The sequence below is a fragment of the Rhizobium sp. T1470 genome, from assembly GCF_042140505.1.
GTDB classification, from domain to species: domain Bacteria; phylum Pseudomonadota; class Alphaproteobacteria; order Rhizobiales; family Rhizobiaceae; genus Rhizobium; species Rhizobium favelukesii.
This window is the reverse complement of record NZ_CP148091.1, coordinates 4,061,833-4,078,048: the sequence shown is the minus strand read 5'-3', so window position 1 is coordinate 4,078,048 and position 16,216 is coordinate 4,061,833. Positions and strand designations below refer to the sequence as shown.

Here is a 16,216-nt window from a genome sequence, read left to right as displayed (position 1 = left end):
GCTAGGAGGTCCGACCCGTCTTGCAACCGGCGAAGACATCAAGCTTCGCGTCATAGACGGACGTCGAGATATTCATCATTCCGAGCACGCTGTGGAACAGGTTGTCATGGGATGTCGGCTGTGCTGTCGACTGGGCCAAGCATGCCTTGTCGAGTGCCATCGACGCAGTGAAATCCGGGTCGAGCCAAACGACGAAAGGAACGTGCGTCTGCTCCTCCGGGGCGAGGAAATAGGGCGCCCCATGGAGATAGAGACCCTTCTCGCCCAACGACTCACCGTGATCCGACATGTAGATCAAGCCGGTCGCGATCTTGTCGCTGCGAGCCTTGAGCTTGTCGATGACCGTGGAAAGGAAATGGTCGGTGTAGAGGATCGAGTTGTCGTATGCGTTGACGATTTCATCGTCCTTGCAGTTGCCGAGCTCCGCCGTCTCGCACTCAGGGGTGAACTTCCGGAACTCGTTGGGATAGCGCAGGTAATAGGCCGGGCCGTGGCTGCCGATCTGATGCAGGACGAGCACGCTATCCTTGGTTACGCCGTTCAGCCATGTGTCGAGCTTGTCCAGAAAGATGCCGTCCTGGCACTCGCCGTCTTTGCAGAACCGCCGATCGGTCGAATTCGCGAGGTCTACATAATTGATGCGGGCAGCGGCGCCCTTGCTGCCGGTGTTGTTGTCAAACCAGGTCACGTCGATGCCCGCGTGGGCGAGAACATCCATCAGGCCTTCGTTCTCGATGCCTTTGCGATGGGTGAAGCTTGCGCGCGTGAACTGCGAGAACATGCAGGGTATCGATGTCGCAGTCGCCGTGCCGCAGCTCGTCGTTTGCGGGAAATAGATGACGCCCTGCTTGCGAAGCTCGGGGTTGGTGTCGCGATGATAGCCGCCGAGCGAAAAGTTCATCGCCCGCGCCGTCTCGCCGGCAACGATAATCGTCACCCGTGGTTTGTGCACGTCCACGACAGGGACGACCCTGGCGTCGGTGCCGAGCGGCTTGACGACGAGCCTGGCTTCTTTGCCGGCCTGCATGAAATACCGCGTGGCGCCGACGATCGGGGTGACGGGGTTCAGGCTCTTGACGATGTCTCGGTGCTGACGGATCGCTGCAGTATACTCCTTGGCGTAGACGCCCGCGACAGCGCCGAATACCAACAGGCAGCAGAGGATCGTCACGCTGTTCCACAAGAGCTTCTGCAGCACGGGGCGGTGAACCACCTTGACCCAAAGGATCAGCGTGATCGGGATGACGGCGAACAGTACGACATGCAGGAGAAAGCCGGGCGTAATCAGGTGATTGGCCTCGGCAGGCGTCGTTTCCATCGCATTTCGGATCATGTCGCTGTCGACGATCACGCCGAAGGTGTCCGTGAACCACGCCGCCAGTGCCGCCGCAAGTACCAGAAAAATCAAAACCGGCTTGATGACGTATTTCGCCGAAAAGGCCGTGACGATGGCCACGAACAGAACCGAGATCGCAATGTAAAGTGCGGTGATCGCTGTCGGCGTCGTGGCGAGATAGGTGTGAACCTTCCCCCAGAACGTCCGGTTCGTGAACATGACGAGATAGAGCCCGGTGATGGCGGACAGCGAAATGCTGCCGATTCTTGGCCGATAGAGCGATGGTGGTGTCAAGTGGACGGCCTCGGTGCCTGTTTGTCCGCATGGGCGAACATTCAGTCCACCGCAGTAGCGGCTAAATGTGTCATGAAACTGACGCACACCTGAACGGACTCACCGCCGACCGATACCGTTCTCGTTGGTCGTGATACTGGAATGGCGCGACGAGCGGCTAGATGTTCTCTGAGGTGTAGATATCGAACGGCAAGAACGATTGCCCCGGAACCGCATCATTCTCCGAGCCAAGGGACGAGGTCATCAGCGTGATCAATTCGCTGCAGAGGCTCTTGATCGGCGTTGAGATCGCCACGGTCACCGCATCGTCAGCAAGCGCTGCGCGCGAGTCTGGTGTCAGTTCGTTAACGACGACGACAATCTTGCCGGCAAGGCCCTCTTCGCGGACAGCCGAGATCGCGCCTTCCATGCCACCGCCGCAGACATAAAATCCGATGAGGTCCGAATGCTGCTTGAGGAGATTGATAGTGGCTTCGTGAGTTATCTCAGGCGTCTCGAGGTTGATCAGCGTTTCGAGAACCTCAAAATCAGGGGCATTCTCGCGGAAATAGGAGCGGAAGCCGATCTCGCGCAACTCATGCCCGTGGTAACGATGGCTGCCGACGAAGCAGGCGACCTTTCCGGGGTTTCTGGCGGCCTTTGCGATCATCCAGGCGGCCGTACGGCCGACCTTCCGATTGTTCAATCCGATGTAGCCCCGCCGCACGCCGCTTGCGAGGTCAGACAGGATTGAAAAGACCGGGACGCCCTTGGCTTTCAGGTCTTCGACCTCGGCGGTGACGGCCGGATAGTCCGGTCCGACCAAAAGCAATCGCCTGATTGCGGCTCGCGAGAAGCTTCAGTTTTTCGATGATGGCGGCCGGCGTCGACGCGGCCGCGTACTCGATCTGCGCCGTAATGCGGAATGACGTATTGGCGTGCACCGCCTGCTCAATTTCGCGAGCGAGCGTTTGATAGAACGACTGGGCAGGACGCTGCAGCAGAAACCCCAGCCGATAATGCGGGAGGTCCTGAAACACCCGCTGCCGGAGCAGACCGACGGCATGGTAGCCGATCGAGGCTGCCGCGTTATAGACGCGTCGCGCCGTCTCCTCCCGAACGCGATGGCGACCGTTCAGCACACGATCGACCGTCGCGACGCTAACGCCGGACGCATCCGCCAGATCCTGTATCGTTGGTCGCTTTACCATCGTGCCCTGCAAGAATCTATCATCGTAATGCCATCGCAATGATGTGTTTTGATAGAATACATCAAGGCTGCATTGTCGCATGACGAAAGTCAACCTAATCTCTGTTGGACGGGCCGGGAGGGACGGCCTGTGGGAGATTAAAATGGCAGACAAGACGAAGAAACGAGACTACAGCCTGCTCGGCGAAAGCGGCCGAACGGCCGTCGACATGGGACTGGCGGCCGCGGAGTGGTATCACACCGAGGTTGCGCGCAAGGATATGAAGGCGCTGATGCAGCGTTCCGACGCCCCGGCCATTCGCGACACGATCATCTGGCTCGGGGCGATGATCGTCTTTGCCGGGTTTGGTATCTATTTCTGGGGCTCCTGGCTCTCTCTGCCGTTGTTCCTTGCATATGGGGTGCTTTACGGCTCGGCATCCGATAGCCGCTGGCACGAATGCGGCCACGGTACGGCCTTCAAGACGCGCTGGATGAATGATGCGGTCTATCAGATCGCCTGCTTCATGATCATGCGCAATCCGGTGACCTGGCGCTGGAGCCATACGCGCCATCACACCGACACGGTGATCGTCGGCCGGGACCCCGAAATTGCAGTGATGCGCCCGCCGGATCTGCTGCGGCTGATCCTGAACTTCTTCGGCATTCTCGATGTCTGGCATGCAATGGTCGACATGCTGCGCAATGCCTTCGGCATCATCAGCGCGGAGGAGAAGACCTTCATTCCTGAGATGGAACAGCCGCGCGCCATCCTTATCGCGCGCAGCTGGCTTGCCATCTATGTCGTAACGATCGCGGCTGCGATTGCGATGGGCTCCATCCTGCCGCTGATGCTGATCGGCCTGCCCCGGCTCTATGGCGCGTGGCATCATGTGCTGACCGGCCTGCTGCAGCATGGCGGTCTCGCGGACAATGTCATCGACCACCGTTTAAACAGCCGCACGGTCCATATGAACCCGGTCAGCCGCTTCATTTACTGGAACATGAACTACCACGTCGAGCATCACATGTTCCCGATGGTGCCCTACCACGCGCTGCCGCGCCTGCATGCGATGATCAAGCACGATCTGCCGGTGGCCAATCCGTCGATTTTGTCCGGCTATCGCGAAATGATCCCGGCATTTCTGCGCCAGCTGCGCAACGAGGACTATTTCCTCAAACGCGAGCTGCCGGCGACGGCGCGGCCCTATCGCGAGGAATTCCACAGCGAGCTTGCGCCAGCGGCCCAATAGCCCGGCGCGAAACGAAGAGTTTGGGAGGACAAGATGAGCGGAAATTGGATCGAGGTCTGTGCGGTCGAGGACATCGACGAGGAGGATGTCATGCGTTTCGATTGCGCGGGCAGGACGTTTGCGGTCTACCGCAGCCCCGACGACGAGTTCTTCGCAACCGACGGGCTCTGCACGCACGAGCACGTCCATCTTGCCGATGGCCTCGTCATGGACGAGATCATCGAATGTCCGAAGCACAATGGCCGCTTCAACTACAAGACGGGTGAAGCCAGGGGGGCGCCGGTTTGCGTCAACCTGAGCACCTATCCCGTGAAAGTCGAAGGCGGCGCCGTCTTCCTCTCGATCTGAGGAGGCTGTGATGACCCATTTCGTGATCATCGGGGCAGGGGAGTGCGGCGCACGCGCGGCGTTTGCCCTGCGCGAAAAGGGATATGACGGCGAGATCACGCTGATCGGTAGCGAGTCGCTCGCGCCCTACGAGCGGCCGCCGCTTTCAAAGGCGAGCGACGAGCGTTCGGCGGCGCCGAAATTCATCGCCCAGCCGGCCAAATATGTCGAAAGCGGCATCAGCCTGCTGACGGGTGTCACAATTCAGGGTCTCGATCCTAAGGCAAAGTCAGTCGCGCTTTCCGATGGCCGTACCATTGCCTATGACAAGCTCCTGCTTGCCACCGGCGCTCGCGCACGGCCGCTTCCGGGGATCGGCTCGGAGAGCGAGCATATCCGTTCGCTGCGCACCCATGCGGACGCGGTTGCCCTTCGCAAGGCCATGGTGCCCGGCAAGCGCATCGCGATCATCGGCGGCGGCTTTATCGGCCTGGAACTTGCCGCGACGGCGCGGGCGTTCGGAGCGGATGTGACGGTTCTCGAAGGACTGGAGCGCGTGCTGAAGCGCGGCGTGCCGGAGGAGGTTGCCAGCGTCATCACCGAACGCCATTCGCTCGAAGGCGTCGACATTCGCTGCGGCGTTGTCATCAACAGTGTAACGGAACAAAACGAAAGGGCGATCATCCGCCTGGTCGATGGCGATGCTGTCGAGGCAGATCTCGTGCTCGTCGGTATTGGCGCCGTTCCCAATACGGATCTTGCCGCTTGCGCCGGCCTCAAGATCGACAACGGCATTGCCGTCGACGAACTCCTGCGCACCTCGGCACCTGACATTTACGCAGCCGGCGACTGCTGCTCGTTCCCGCTGGCGATCTATGGCGGCCGCCGCGTGCGGCTCGAATCCTGGCGCAATGCCCAGGAGCAGGGGGCACTGGCCGCCGCCAATATGATAGGGCTTGGCGAAGCCGTTTCCGCCGTACCCTGGTTCTGGTCCGATCAATACGATGTGACGCTGCAGATCGCCGGCTTGGCGGAGGGCGCCGTTCAGCATCTGCGACGCGATCTCGGCGATGGCGCCTTCATCCTGTTCCATCTCGATCAAGCCGGCCGGTTGCTTGCGGCAAGCGGCGTCGGTCGCGGCAATGCGGTCGCCCGCGATATTCGGCTTGCCGAAATGCTGATCGCGGCGCGCGCCCATCCGGATCCGGCGGCCCTCGTTGCAAGCAACGTCAAACTGAAATCCCTCCTGGCCGCCTGAGTGGCGACCGTATTCTCAAGGTATCGGCAATGAGCAAACAAGTGCGACCGACTGTGCATGACCTCCTGGCGATGAAGGGCAAGCGGCAGCTCAGCATGCTACGCGTGGTAGCGCTCGAGGAGGCCGAAGCGGCCGAGGCCGCCGGCATCGATCTGATTTCGGTTCCTCCCGAGCTCCTCTTCGATCCACAGTTTCGCGATGCCGCTCCCGGTCGCTTCGCAATCCCCGGCGGCGAGTACGGCCAGAGCGGTGCCACCACCGATGAGATCCTGCGCTGCGCCGTGAAGATGCGGGCGGCGTCAGCCGATGCCATCTACTGCGCCGCCAGCCTGCAGACGATCAGGCGGCTGCGCGACGAACATATTCCCGTCTGCGGTCATACGGGGCTCATTCCGTCGCACTCCACATGGACGGGCGGCTTTCGGGCCGTCGGGAAGACGGCGGCATCGGCAGCCTTCGTCTACAAGCAGGTGAAGGATCTGGAGGCTGCGGGTGCTTTCAGCGTGGAAATCGAGGTGGTGCCGGCCGAGGTCGCTGCGGCGATTTCGGAACGGACCTCGATGCTGCTGATCTCCATGGGAGCCGGCAGCGGCTGCGATGCCCAATATCTGTTCTCCGAGGACGTGCTGGGCCTGAACCGCGGGCGCTATCCGCGCCACGCCAAGGCCTATCGCAACCTCGCGGCGGAATATGATCGGATCCAGGTGGAACGGATCGCGGCATTCCGCGAATACGCCGCCGACATCGCAAGCGGCGCCTATCCCGAGGAACGTCATCGCGTGCCTGTTGATGCCGAGGAGTTGGAGAGGTTTCTGTCCCGACTCTAATTGCCGGACTTCTGATCGCCGCGCATGAACCGCCCATCCTTCCTCTAGTACCGCGCCACAGAGATTATGACGGGTTGGGTTATCGTAGAATGGGCAAGTCTTCTGGTGGGATGAGAAGTTGGATGCTGCGTGCTGCGCCTGGCACGCGGGATATAAATCCTGCCTTCTCGAGGGTCAGCACCATCTGGTGAACAGACGGAGCCGTAACGGCGAAGTGGCGACGCATGTCGGCTTCGGCCGGAGGCTGTTTGAAGATGCGGCTGTAGGCGTAGATGAAGGCCAGGTACTGGCCTTGGACTTGCGTAAGGCCATGTCTTGCCGTTGCGGCTTGCGGGTCAAGTGAGGGACTCATTTTCGGATTCATCTGCGTCTCCGCGCTGAAGGAGGTGTCGATGACTATAAAGTTTCACGTAGAGCTTAGCCAATCGGAACGTGATCAACTGGCCGTTTTGTTGAGCGGGGGACGCCATGCGTCGCGCAAGATCAAGCGCGCCCAGATCCTGGTGGCGGCGGACGAAGGCTTCAGCGACGAGGTGATCGCGGCAACCTTGAACGTCAGCGGATCGACGATTTACCGGACCAAGCGCCGGTTTGTGGAAGCCAATCTGGAAGGCGCGCTCAGTGAAGAACCGCGCCCGGGTGTTGAGCGCAAGCTATCGAGCAAGGAGGAGGCGCTGTTGGTGGCGACCGCCTGCTCAAAGCCGCCGCCCGGGCGAGCCCGCTGGACCCTGGAGCTTCTGGCCGATGAGATGGTCCGACTCACCGATCATGACGAGTTGTCCTCGGAGACCGTACGTCGCCGGCTGGCTGAGAATCATCTCAAACCTTGGCGCAAAGACATGTGGTGCATCCCAAAGCTCGATGGGGAATACGTCGCGCGCATGGAGGATGTTCTCGACCTCTACGCAGAGACGCCTGATCCACAAAGGCCCGTGGTCTGCTTCGACGAGAGCCCGACCCAACTCATCGGCGAAGTGCGCGAGCCCATTGCGGCCAAGCCTGGCCAGCTTGAACGCTACGACTGCGAGTATCGCCGAAACGGCACGGTCAATCTGTTTGTCTTCATGGACGCCCACCAGCCCTGGCGCAGGGTGAAGGTCACCGATCGGCGAACCAACCAAGACTTCGCCCAGTGCATGCGCGAACTGGTCGACGTCGATTATCCCGACGCCCCGATCATCCGCGTGGTGATGGACAACCTCTCCACCCATTCCGCCGGGGCGCTTTACGACGCATTTCCAGCCCCGGAGGCTCGAAGGGTGCTGAAGCGACTGGAGTTCCACCACACGCCCAAGCACGCCAGTTGGCTCAACATGGTCGAGATCGAGATCGGTGTCCTGCGCAGCCAATGCCTCGACCGTCGTATCGACAATAAAGACACCATAATCGCCGAAGTCGCAGCCTGGGAGCAGCAACGCAACGCTAATGGCGCAAAGATCCAATGGATGTTCACAACCGAAAAAGCCCGCCAAAAGCTCCGCAAAGCTTACCCCGTCAAAGAGTCATAATCTCTGTGGCGCGGCACTAGGTGGGCGTGCTCGATATTGGTCCTAATCCATCCCGAGCCTGCCAAACTGACCTCTGCGCGGCTTCGTCAGGGCCGAAGGCCGCGCAGCTTGAGATTGGCCTGCCGGCGTGAAGCCCTCGCTGGGAACCAACGCAAGGACAAAGGCGACGCCATAGAAAAAAGGGCGATGCCTTGTGTCGCCAAAGCGGGCAGCGGGATAGCGATAAACGTCGGTAGGAAGACCGGCGCCAGAAGCACCCACATGAGGATTGCGGCCATCCTGTGTCGCGAAGACGGCTTGAGACCATGTACAGCAAACCGATGACGGTGATTGGTGTCATCGCCATCGCGGCGACGCACCGATACGGTTACGAGGACGCGGCTGGATTGATATCGACACAAGGGTCCTTCGTGGGATTCCCACGAGTTTGCCGGCGTGCGAGCCTTCAGGATGCCCACTGGCATCACCGTCCACTTGAACCCGACCGATCGCAGCGCCTGCAGGTGATCGTTGACGACCGCACCCCCCAGAAGCACGTCTGGCGCGCCCGGATCGTGCTGGCCACTGGCCGATGGGCTGGGCACGGCGGCGATGATGCGCACAGCCGGTGTCAGCAAGACCGCCGTCTGGCGCTGGCAGGCGCGGTTCATGGAAGAGGGCGTGCCGGGTCTGCTGCACGACAAGACGCGGCTTGCGCGTGTCCCTAAGCTGGTTGACGACGTGGCTGAACTGATTTTAGCCGTGACCCTGGGCGACCCGCCCAGCGATACCATTCATTATGCCGTAAGTCGGATTATGCCGCATGGCAGAGCTTTGGGGCCGATAAGTATTCCTGGTCATGCGGCGGTTCGGCATAACCGAGCCATCGGGAAACGACGAGGTTTGGTGGATAGCCGACCGGCATCTTCTGGACGTAAATGTAAGAAGCGGTCATCCGTCAGCTTGGGGATTCGGGGCGGGAACCCAAAGAAGAAGAACAAAAGGACGGCGCTACCCCTCCAGCGCCTCAATCATCTCCACCCGCGCCGCATGCCGGCCGCCCTCGAAACGAGCGGTCAGGAACGCATCCACGATATCGAGCGCCAGCCCTTCGCCCACCACGCGCACGCCAATTGACAGCATGTTGGCATCGTTGTGCTGGCGGATCATGCGGGCTGAGAATGTGTCGACGCAGACGCCGCAACGGATGCCCTTTACCTTGTTCGCCGCCATCATGATGCCCTGGCCGGTGCCGCATAGGATGATGCCAAACCGGCAATCGCCGGAGGCGACGAGCCGCGCCGCCGCTTCGCCGTGCTTAGGATAGTGTGTGCTCTCCGGCGTTGTCGGTCCGATATCGACGACTACCCAGCCTTGCGCCGCAATATGACCGGCAATGGCCTGTCGCAGCTGAATGGCGGCGTGGTCGCTGGAGAGGGCGATGCGGTTGCTGGCTGTCATGGAGAAGTCGTCCCGTTCCCAAGACAGTTTGGCGTCTCGAAGATGCACCCTAGCTACCATACCTCTCTAAGAGATGCACGAGCGTCGCGCCTCATTCCGATCATTACCGGTTGGCTCAAGTGAGTTCGATGGCCCTTGGCGTAAACTGCGCGCCGCTTTGTCGGAGTGACGAATAACCAAAGGATCGCTAACCACCCTCGTGCGACACTGGAATTTCTGCTTCCGGGCAGGGTCGAAACGCCCTTCCACGACCGGGACGGAGGTTTCTGCGCGGGTACCAAGCGTCAGATTCGATCCACTCTAGATACGGATGTTATCGATTTCGGTGATGTCTATTCAGGCTGTCGACAACACGTTGATCCATTGAGAACAACGTGAACGGATGCACGAACGTGACACTCTGGGGAAATCGAAGGTTAACTTTGAAAATACTGGTGATCCCGACGCGATTCGAACGCGTGACCCTCAGATTAGGAATCTGATGCTCTATCCTGCTGAGCTACGGGACCACTTGAGCGTCATGCATACAAAAGGCTTGGCCGGAAGCCAAGCTCTTTTGCAATGCCCGCATGAAGTCGGTTTCAGGCACCGAGGCGCTGTTCGGCAAGCCGCACCCAGTAGGAAATGCCGTGGGCAATGGTTTCGTCGTTGAAATCGTAGGCGGCGTTGTGCAGGCCGGCCGTGTCGCCGTTGCCGATGAAGATGAATGCGCCCGGACGGGCGTTCAGCATGTAGGAGAAGTCCTCGCCGCCCATCATCGGGTCGATCTCGGCATTCACATTGCCGGCGCCGGCGATCTCGCCAGCGATGCGAAGGGCGTGGCCGGTTTCCGTCGCGTGGTTGAAGGTCACCGGATAGTTACGGTTGAAGTTGATGTCGACCTCGGCTCCATGGGCCGCAACCAGGCCGTTAACCACCTGCTTCAGGCGCGTCTCGGCGAGGTCGCGCACCTCTTCGTCGAGCGTGCGCACCGTGCCGGCGATCGTCGCATCGTTCGGGATGACGTTGTGCGCGAAACCGGCATTGAACTTGGTGACCGAGACGACGACCGAGCGCAGCGGGTCGACGCTGCGGGAAGCAATCAGCTGCAGGTTGCTGACGACCTGCGCGCCGATCGCGATCGGATCGATCGTCCGGTGCGGCTGTGCCGCATGGCCGCCGCGGCCCTTGATGGTGATGGTGAACTCGTCGGTGGCGGCCATGATCGCGCCGCTGCGGATGGCGAAGTGACCGACCGGAAGGCCCGGCAGGTTGTGCATGCCGTAGACCTCTTCGATGCCGAAGCGCTCCATCATGCCGTCCTTGACCATCAGGTTGCCGCCGCCGCCGCCTTCTTCGGCCGGCTGGAAAATGACCGCAATATTGCCGTTGAAGTTGCGCGTCTCGGCCAGATATTTCGCCGCGCCGAGCAGCATGGCGGTATGGCCGTCGTGGCCGCAGGCATGCATCTTGCCCGGGGTCGTCGAGGCCCAGGGCTTGCCGCTGATTTCGGTGAGCGGCAGGGCATCCATGTCGGCGCGCAGGCCAATGGTGCGCGCGCCTTCGCCCTTGCCCTTGATCAGGCCAACGACGCCGGTCCTGCCGATGCCGGTGACGATCTCGTCGACACCGAACTCCTTGAGTTTCTCGGCCACGAAGGCAGCGGTGGTTTCGACCGCGAAGAGAAGTTCGGGACGCGCATGGATATGCCGTCGCCACTCTGTCACTTCGTCCTGAAGTTCGGCGGCTCTGTTCAAAATCGGCATGCTGGCTTTCCTGTCGTGAAAATCGAATCGGGGACGGAACCGGGTCGCGGGGACACGATGCCGCAGAAATAACTTAATCAAGGCCCTTTGCCATGTCATGGCCATATACGTTAAATAGGGGAAACTTTCGAGACTTCCGGACATCTTTAAGGACGAACCGTGTCGACGCGCCAGAACCGTTTGTTTGCCGCTTTGCGGCCGCTCTCAATCGCAGCTTCCGCAGCCGCTATCGCTCTTTCGGCCTCCGCCCAAGCCTATGCGAACCCGCATATTCTCGTCGATGTCCAGAGCGGCCGCGTGCTGGAGCACGACGAGGCGTTCCGTAAATGGTATCCCGCCTCGCTGACCAAGCTGATGACCGTCTATACAGTGTTCGATGCGGTTCGCGCCGGTCAGATCAGCCTCGACACGCCTGTTGTGATGAGCAAGCGGGCGGCCGCCCAGCCGCCGGCGAAGATGTATTTCAAGCCGGGACAGAAACTGACGCTCGACAGCGCACTGAAGATCCTGATGGTCAAGTCGGCGAATGACATCGCGGTTGCCGTTGCTGAGGCCGTCGGCGGCACGCAGGAAGCCTTCGTGCTGAAGATGAACGCCGAGGCAGCAAAGCTCGGCATGACGGATTCCCATTTCGTCAATCCCAACGGCCTGCCCGGCAAAGGCCAGTACACGACGGCGCGCGATCTTGCGGTTCTCTCCGTCGCACTGCGCCGCGAGTTCCCGCAATATGCCGGCTATTTCTCGCTTGAGGGCATCACGACGGGCACCAAGAATGTGCCGAGCATCAACGCTCTGATCGGCCGTTTCGCAGGCGCGGACGGCATGAAGACCGGCTTCATCTGCGCCTCGGGCTTCAACCAGATCGCCTCGGCAACCCGCAGCGGCCGCACGCTGATCTCCGTTGTACTCGGCACCGACAGCCTTGCGGCGCGCGCGGATGCCTCCGCTGACTTGCTGCAGAAGGGCTTCACCTCGCAGTTTGCCGCGCCCGACACGCTCAGTTCGCTGCGGCCCTATGGGCCGGGCCAGGATCAGGTGACCGACATCACCGCCAATATCTGCAGCGCCAAGGGCGCCAAGGTCCGCAGTGAAACGCGCGACGAGGTCGGCCGCATGAAGGTCCTGTCGCCCTATATCCAGGAAATGGACCACGAGCCGAATTTCGTCTTCGCGGGACTTATTCCGGGTCAGAACGAACCGCAGCCGGACAAATTGGCCACTGCGGATACCGCCGGGACGATCGCCAACGTGCCGGTGCCGCTGCCGCGTCCGACCTCTTTTTAAGGTCAGTTTGAGATGAGCGCTGCTTCCGATCGGATACCGGTCACCATCCTGACCGGCTTTCTGGGTGCCGGCAAATCGACACTGCTGAACCGCATCCTCAAGGATCCGGCGATGAGGGATGCCGCTGTCATCATCAATGAGTTCGGTGACGTCGGCATCGATCACCTGCTGGTGGAAAGCTCAGGTGACGCGATCATCGAGCTCTCGGATGGCTGCCTTTGCTGCACGGTGCGCGGCGAGCTGGTCGATACGCTGGCAAACCTGATGGATGCGGTGCAGACCGGTCGCGTCAAGCCGGTCAACCGGGTCGTCATCGAGACGACGGGGCTTGCCGATCCGGCACCGGTCATGCAGGCGATCATGGGCAACCCCATCATCGCCACCAATTTCGATCTCGACGGCATCGTGACGGTGGTCGATGCGGTCAACGGTTCGCAGACACTCGACAATCACGAGGAAGCGGTCAAGCAGGCGGCAGTTGCCGATCGGCTGCTCATCGCCAAGCGGACGATGGTGCCGCCGGAGGTGTTGCGGGCGCTGGAAGCGCGTCTTGATGCACTCAACCCGCGTGCGGCGCTGATGGATGCCGACAGCGCCGAATCCGGACAGGCGAGTGTGTTGGTCAATGGTCTCTATGATCCGGCAACCAAGATCGCCGACGTCGGTCGCTGGCTGCGGGATGAGGATGCGCATGATGCGCACCACCATGAACACCATCACCATGGCGCTGACGGACATCATCACCATCATCATCACGGACACGATCATCAGGACCCGCATGACGTGAACCGCCACGATTCCTCGATCCGGTCCTTCTCGATCGTCGAGGACAAGCCAATCGACCCGATGGCGCTCGATATGTTCATCGATCTCTTGCGTTCGGCGCACGGCGAAAAGCTGTTGCGGATGAAGGCGATCGTCGCGGTATCCGACCGGCCAGATCGACCGCTGGTGCTTCACGGCGTGCAGAGCATCTTCCACCCGCCGTCCCGTCTGCCGGCCTGGCCTGACCCTGAGGACCGCCGCACGCGCATGGTGCTGATCACCAGGGATTTGCCCGAAGCCTTCGTCAAGGATCTGTTCGATGCGTTTCTCGGCAAGCCGGGTGTCGATACGCCGGATCGGACGGCGCTGAACGACAATCCGCTCGCCGTGCCGGGCATGCGGTTCTGATCTATCCCTTGCGGATGAGGAAGCGGTGGCCGGCCTCGGTCTTTTCGGCCTCGATGAGCTCGTGGCCGTCTTCGTTGCAGAAGTGAGGGATGTCTATTCCGGCGAGCGGATCGGTCGTTTCGACGCGGATCAATGCACCCTTCGGCAGGGAGGACATCTTGCGGCGTGTCTTCAGCACCGGAAGCGGGCACTTGAGGCCGCGCAGGTCATAGAGAATGGCGCTCACGCCATCAATCCTTGCCCCAGAACTTCCAGAACGGTTTCTTTGAGGCGACCTCCACCGGCACCGACTGCTCCACCGGCGCGAATGCCAGGGGGCTTGGCGTGGGGACGGGAACCTGGGCCGGAACGGCGGCGGCGACTGCGATCGCCTTTGCTTCGGGCGTCGCCGGCGCAGCGCCGGGCGCTGCATTGGCGGCCACCGTGGACGCGGTCTTGCTGGCCGCCATTTCTTCGAGTTCTGCGACCTTGACCATCTTGCCCGCTTCGAGCGAGGTGCCGGTCGGTGCATAGGCGAGCTCGCGACCCTTCCGCAGCTTGGCGACCACAGCCTTGCGTTCGGCCTCGCTCGGATCGTACCAGGCCATGCCGTCATACTTCTTCATGGCCTTGGAATAGTCGGCGTCGTAGGTTTTGCCGTAGGAGGCAAGGGCGGCCGTCAGCGCCGGCGGCGTCGACATTGCCGGGCACGCTCCGGCCGGATTGAAGGTGGCGTTGTCGGTTGCCTGCTGGTTGAAGACGTACTTCTTCTCGCAGAAATTCACCTCAGGAGGTCGCTTCGTGACCTCGAAGTTGTCGTAGCCGACCTTCAGCATGTTCCAGAACTCGATGTTCGGGTTCAGGCGATGCCGCACCATGTTCTCCGCGGTCATGCGGAAGGGGAAGGCCTGAAGCTGCACCGTCGACTGGCCGCCGGCGAAGGCATCACGGGCGAAGGCATAGATCTCAAGCACCTGCTGGTCGGTCATCGAATAGCAGCCTGACGACGAGCAGGCGCCATGGATCATCAGATTGGTGCCGCTGCGGCCATTGACCGCGTCATAGCGGTTCGGAAAGCCGGTGTTGATGGCGAGATAATACTTCGAATTCGGATTCAGGTTGGCGCGGCTCAGGTTGTAGAAGCCTTCCGGCGCCTGCCGGTCACCCTCTTTCACCTTCGGACCAAGGCGGCCCGACCAGGCACAGATCTTATAGTCGGCGATCTTGTCGAAGCGATTATCGGTCTTCGCCTTCCAGATCTCCAGCGCACCTTCTTCCTTGAAGATGCGGATCATGATCGGCGAATTGCGCTGCATGCCCTTGGCGGAGATCTCGGACAGGATACGCGGCGGCAGCGGCTGCTCGACCTTGTTCTTGACCCTCGAGAGGTCCACCTGAGCGGTTTCCAATGCATCGTTGCACCCGGCCAAGGCCATCAGGGAAACATAAGCAAAATGACGAATGCGCATTCAAAATAGCCCATCAACAGTATGCAACCCGGCCTCAACGAGCGCGGAGCGAATCATAGGCTGACTATGGTTCACAAACTCTTAGCAGCCTATGAAGCGCGCGCGTCCCCGCAAGTAGGAAAGTTATTGATAACATTATTGTGGCCAAGGTTTGGCCTCATTCACAGCGCAGCGGCGTTTGTGTACTACAAATTGCGGCCCATGTTGAGAAATTTCTGCCTGCGATCGTTGCGAAGCTGCTCTCCCGTGCGATTGGAAAGTTCCCCGAGAGCATTGGCAATGACATCACCTGTCGCAGCGATCACGCTGTCCGGATCACGATGCGCGCCGCCGAGCGGCTCGCTGATGATACCGTCGATGATGCCGAGCGACTTCAGATCGTCAGACGTGATCTTCATGTTGGTGGCGGCTTCCCTGGCGCGGGCGGAATCACGCCAGAGAATCGAGGCCGCGCCTTCCGGCGAAATCACGCTATAGATTGCGTGCTCCAGCATGTAGACGCGGTTGCCGGTGGCGATTGCAATCGCGCCGCCCGAACCACCTTCGCCGATAACGACGGAAACGATCGGCACCTTTACCGATAGGCACATTTCCGTCGACCGGGCGATGGCTTCGGCCTGGCCGCGCTCTTCGGCGCCGACGCCCGGATAGGCGCCTGCCGTATCGACGAGCGTAATGACGGGGAGACCGAAGCGGTCAGCCATCTCGAGAATGCGGATCGCCTTACGGTAGCCTTCCGGACGTGCGCTGCCGAAATTGTGTTTCAGGCGGCTCTTCGTGTCGTTGCCCTTTTCCTGACCGAGAACGGCGACAGGCTGGCCGCGGAAGCGGGCAAGCCCTGCCTGGATCGCGGCGTCTTCGGAAAACTTGCGGTCGCCGGCGAGCGGCGTGAATTCCTGAAACAGCGTCTTGGCATAATCGACGAAATGCGGTCGCTGCGGATGGCGCGCAACCTGCGTCTTCTGCCAGGCGTTGAGCTTCGAATAGATGTCGACCATCGCTTCGCGAACGCGAACTTCGAGCCTGCCGATTTCATCGGATGTGTCGATGCTCTCGTCTTCTGAGGCGAGCTTCTTCAGTTCGATGATCTTGCCTTCGAGGTCGGAGATCGGCTTTTCGAAGTCGAGATAGTTGTGCATGAGGTGCGTTTCCGTT

16 protein-coding genes, 1 tRNA gene and 1 pseudogene are annotated in these 16,216 nt (G+C 60.8%); 7 read left to right on the top strand and 11 right to left on the bottom strand.

Annotated features, from left to right (window positions below; genetic code table 11):
- Position 1: 1 nt before the first annotated feature.
- Together WGT02_RS20465 and WGT02_RS20460 are read right to left on the bottom strand one after the other, a co-directional pair.
- Positions 2–1,630 carry a phosphoethanolamine transferase gene (locus WGT02_RS20465; protein ID WP_024316151.1) on the bottom strand — a complete coding sequence of 543 codons (1,629 nt, stop codon included), beginning with the start codon at positions 1,628–1,630 and terminating at the stop codon, positions 2–4.
- Positions 1,631–1,787: 157 nt separating this feature from the next.
- Positions 1,788–2,820, bottom strand: a pseudogene (locus WGT02_RS20460) (LacI family DNA-binding transcriptional regulator).
- A 142-nt stretch (positions 2,821–2,962) separates the two neighbouring features.
- Between WGT02_RS20460 and WGT02_RS20455 the strand changes: the two are divergent.
- The 4 genes from WGT02_RS20455 to WGT02_RS20440 are packed head-to-tail and all read left to right on the top strand — an operon-like array spanning position 2,963 to position 6,463.
- Positions 2,963–4,051, top strand: a complete 1,089-nt coding sequence (locus WGT02_RS20455) for a fatty acid desaturase family protein (RefSeq protein ID WP_024316153.1) — start codon at positions 2,963–2,965, stop codon at positions 4,049–4,051.
- Positions 4,052–4,084: 33 nt separating this feature from the next.
- A complete protein-coding gene (locus WGT02_RS20450) occupies positions 4,085–4,399 on the top strand; it encodes a MocE family 2Fe-2S type ferredoxin (protein WP_208249556.1) in 315 nt (104 codons plus the stop codon).
- Positions 4,400–4,409: 10 nt separating this feature from the next.
- On the top strand, positions 4,410–5,636 hold the full coding sequence (locus WGT02_RS20445; RefSeq protein ID WP_024316155.1) for an NAD(P)/FAD-dependent oxidoreductase: 1,227 nt from the start codon (positions 4,410–4,412) through the stop codon (positions 5,634–5,636).
- Positions 5,637–5,665: 29 nt separating this feature from the next.
- Positions 5,666–6,463, top strand: coding sequence for a 3-methyl-2-oxobutanoate hydroxymethyltransferase (locus WGT02_RS20440; RefSeq protein WP_208249558.1), 798 nt, complete (start codon positions 5,666–5,668; stop codon positions 6,461–6,463).
- A gap of 79 nt (positions 6,464–6,542) precedes the next feature.
- Here the strand turns inward: WGT02_RS20440 and WGT02_RS20435 are convergent, their stop codons facing one another.
- Positions 6,543–6,827 carry a LexA family transcriptional regulator gene (locus WGT02_RS20435; RefSeq protein WP_225039569.1) on the bottom strand — a complete coding sequence of 95 codons (285 nt, stop codon included), beginning with the start codon at positions 6,825–6,827 and terminating at the stop codon, positions 6,543–6,545.
- 28 nt (positions 6,828–6,855) lie between these two features.
- Here WGT02_RS20435 and WGT02_RS20430 point away from each other — a divergent pair, with 28 nt between their 5' ends.
- A complete protein-coding gene (locus WGT02_RS20430; RefSeq protein WP_208244984.1) occupies positions 6,856–7,971 on the top strand; it encodes an IS630 family transposase in 1,116 nt (371 codons plus the stop codon).
- 86 nt (positions 7,972–8,057) lie between these two features.
- Here WGT02_RS20430 and WGT02_RS20425 read toward each other — a convergent pair whose 3' ends face one another.
- From WGT02_RS20425 to WGT02_RS20405, 5 genes are all read right to left on the bottom strand, one after another.
- Entirely contained in the window at positions 8,058–8,654 is a 597-nt protein-coding gene (locus tag WGT02_RS20425; protein ID WP_208250602.1) for a hypothetical protein, read from the bottom strand.
- A gap of 110 nt (positions 8,655–8,764) precedes the next feature.
- Positions 8,765–8,905: a hypothetical protein gene (locus WGT02_RS20420; RefSeq protein ID WP_208250604.1), complete on the bottom strand. Its 141-nt coding sequence runs from the start codon at positions 8,903–8,905 to the stop codon at positions 8,765–8,767.
- Positions 8,906–8,961: 56 nt separating this feature from the next.
- On the bottom strand, positions 8,962–9,411 hold the full coding sequence (gene rpiB, locus WGT02_RS20415; protein WP_024316158.1) for a ribose 5-phosphate isomerase B: 450 nt from the start codon (positions 9,409–9,411) through the stop codon (positions 8,962–8,964).
- Between the two features lie 432 nt (positions 9,412–9,843).
- Positions 9,844–9,920 (bottom strand) — tRNA-Arg (locus WGT02_RS20410).
- Between the two features lie 72 nt (positions 9,921–9,992).
- Positions 9,993–11,156 carry a M20 aminoacylase family protein gene (locus WGT02_RS20405; protein ID WP_024316160.1) on the bottom strand — a complete coding sequence of 388 codons (1,164 nt, stop codon included), beginning with the start codon at positions 11,154–11,156 and terminating at the stop codon, positions 9,993–9,995.
- 159 nt (positions 11,157–11,315) lie between these two features.
- Between WGT02_RS20405 and WGT02_RS20400 the strand changes: the two genes are divergently transcribed.
- Positions 11,316–12,440, top strand: a complete 1,125-nt coding sequence (locus WGT02_RS20400; protein WP_024316161.1) for a D-alanyl-D-alanine carboxypeptidase family protein — start codon at positions 11,316–11,318, stop codon at positions 12,438–12,440.
- Positions 12,441–12,452: 12 nt separating this feature from the next.
- Positions 12,453–13,613, top strand: coding sequence for a GTP-binding protein (locus WGT02_RS20395; protein ID WP_208249560.1), 1,161 nt, complete (start codon positions 12,453–12,455; stop codon positions 13,611–13,613).
- 1 nt (position 13,614) lies between these two features.
- Here WGT02_RS20395 and WGT02_RS20390 read toward each other — a convergent pair whose 3' ends face one another.
- The 3 genes from WGT02_RS20390 to WGT02_RS20380 form a co-directional block, all read right to left on the bottom strand.
- Complete coding sequence (locus tag WGT02_RS20390) at positions 13,615–13,839, bottom strand: sulfurtransferase TusA family protein (protein WP_024316163.1); 225 nt, start codon at positions 13,837–13,839, stop codon at positions 13,615–13,617.
- A gap of 4 nt (positions 13,840–13,843) precedes the next feature.
- Positions 13,844–15,061 (bottom strand): murein L,D-transpeptidase family protein, encoded by a 1,218-nt coding sequence (locus WGT02_RS20385; protein WP_208249562.1) that lies wholly within the window; start codon positions 15,059–15,061, stop codon positions 13,844–13,846.
- 185 nt (positions 15,062–15,246) lie between these two features.
- Positions 15,247–16,200, bottom strand: a complete 954-nt coding sequence (locus tag WGT02_RS20380; protein WP_024316165.1) for an acetyl-CoA carboxylase carboxyltransferase subunit alpha — start codon at positions 16,198–16,200, stop codon at positions 15,247–15,249.
- Positions 16,201–16,216: the final 16 nt, after the last annotated feature.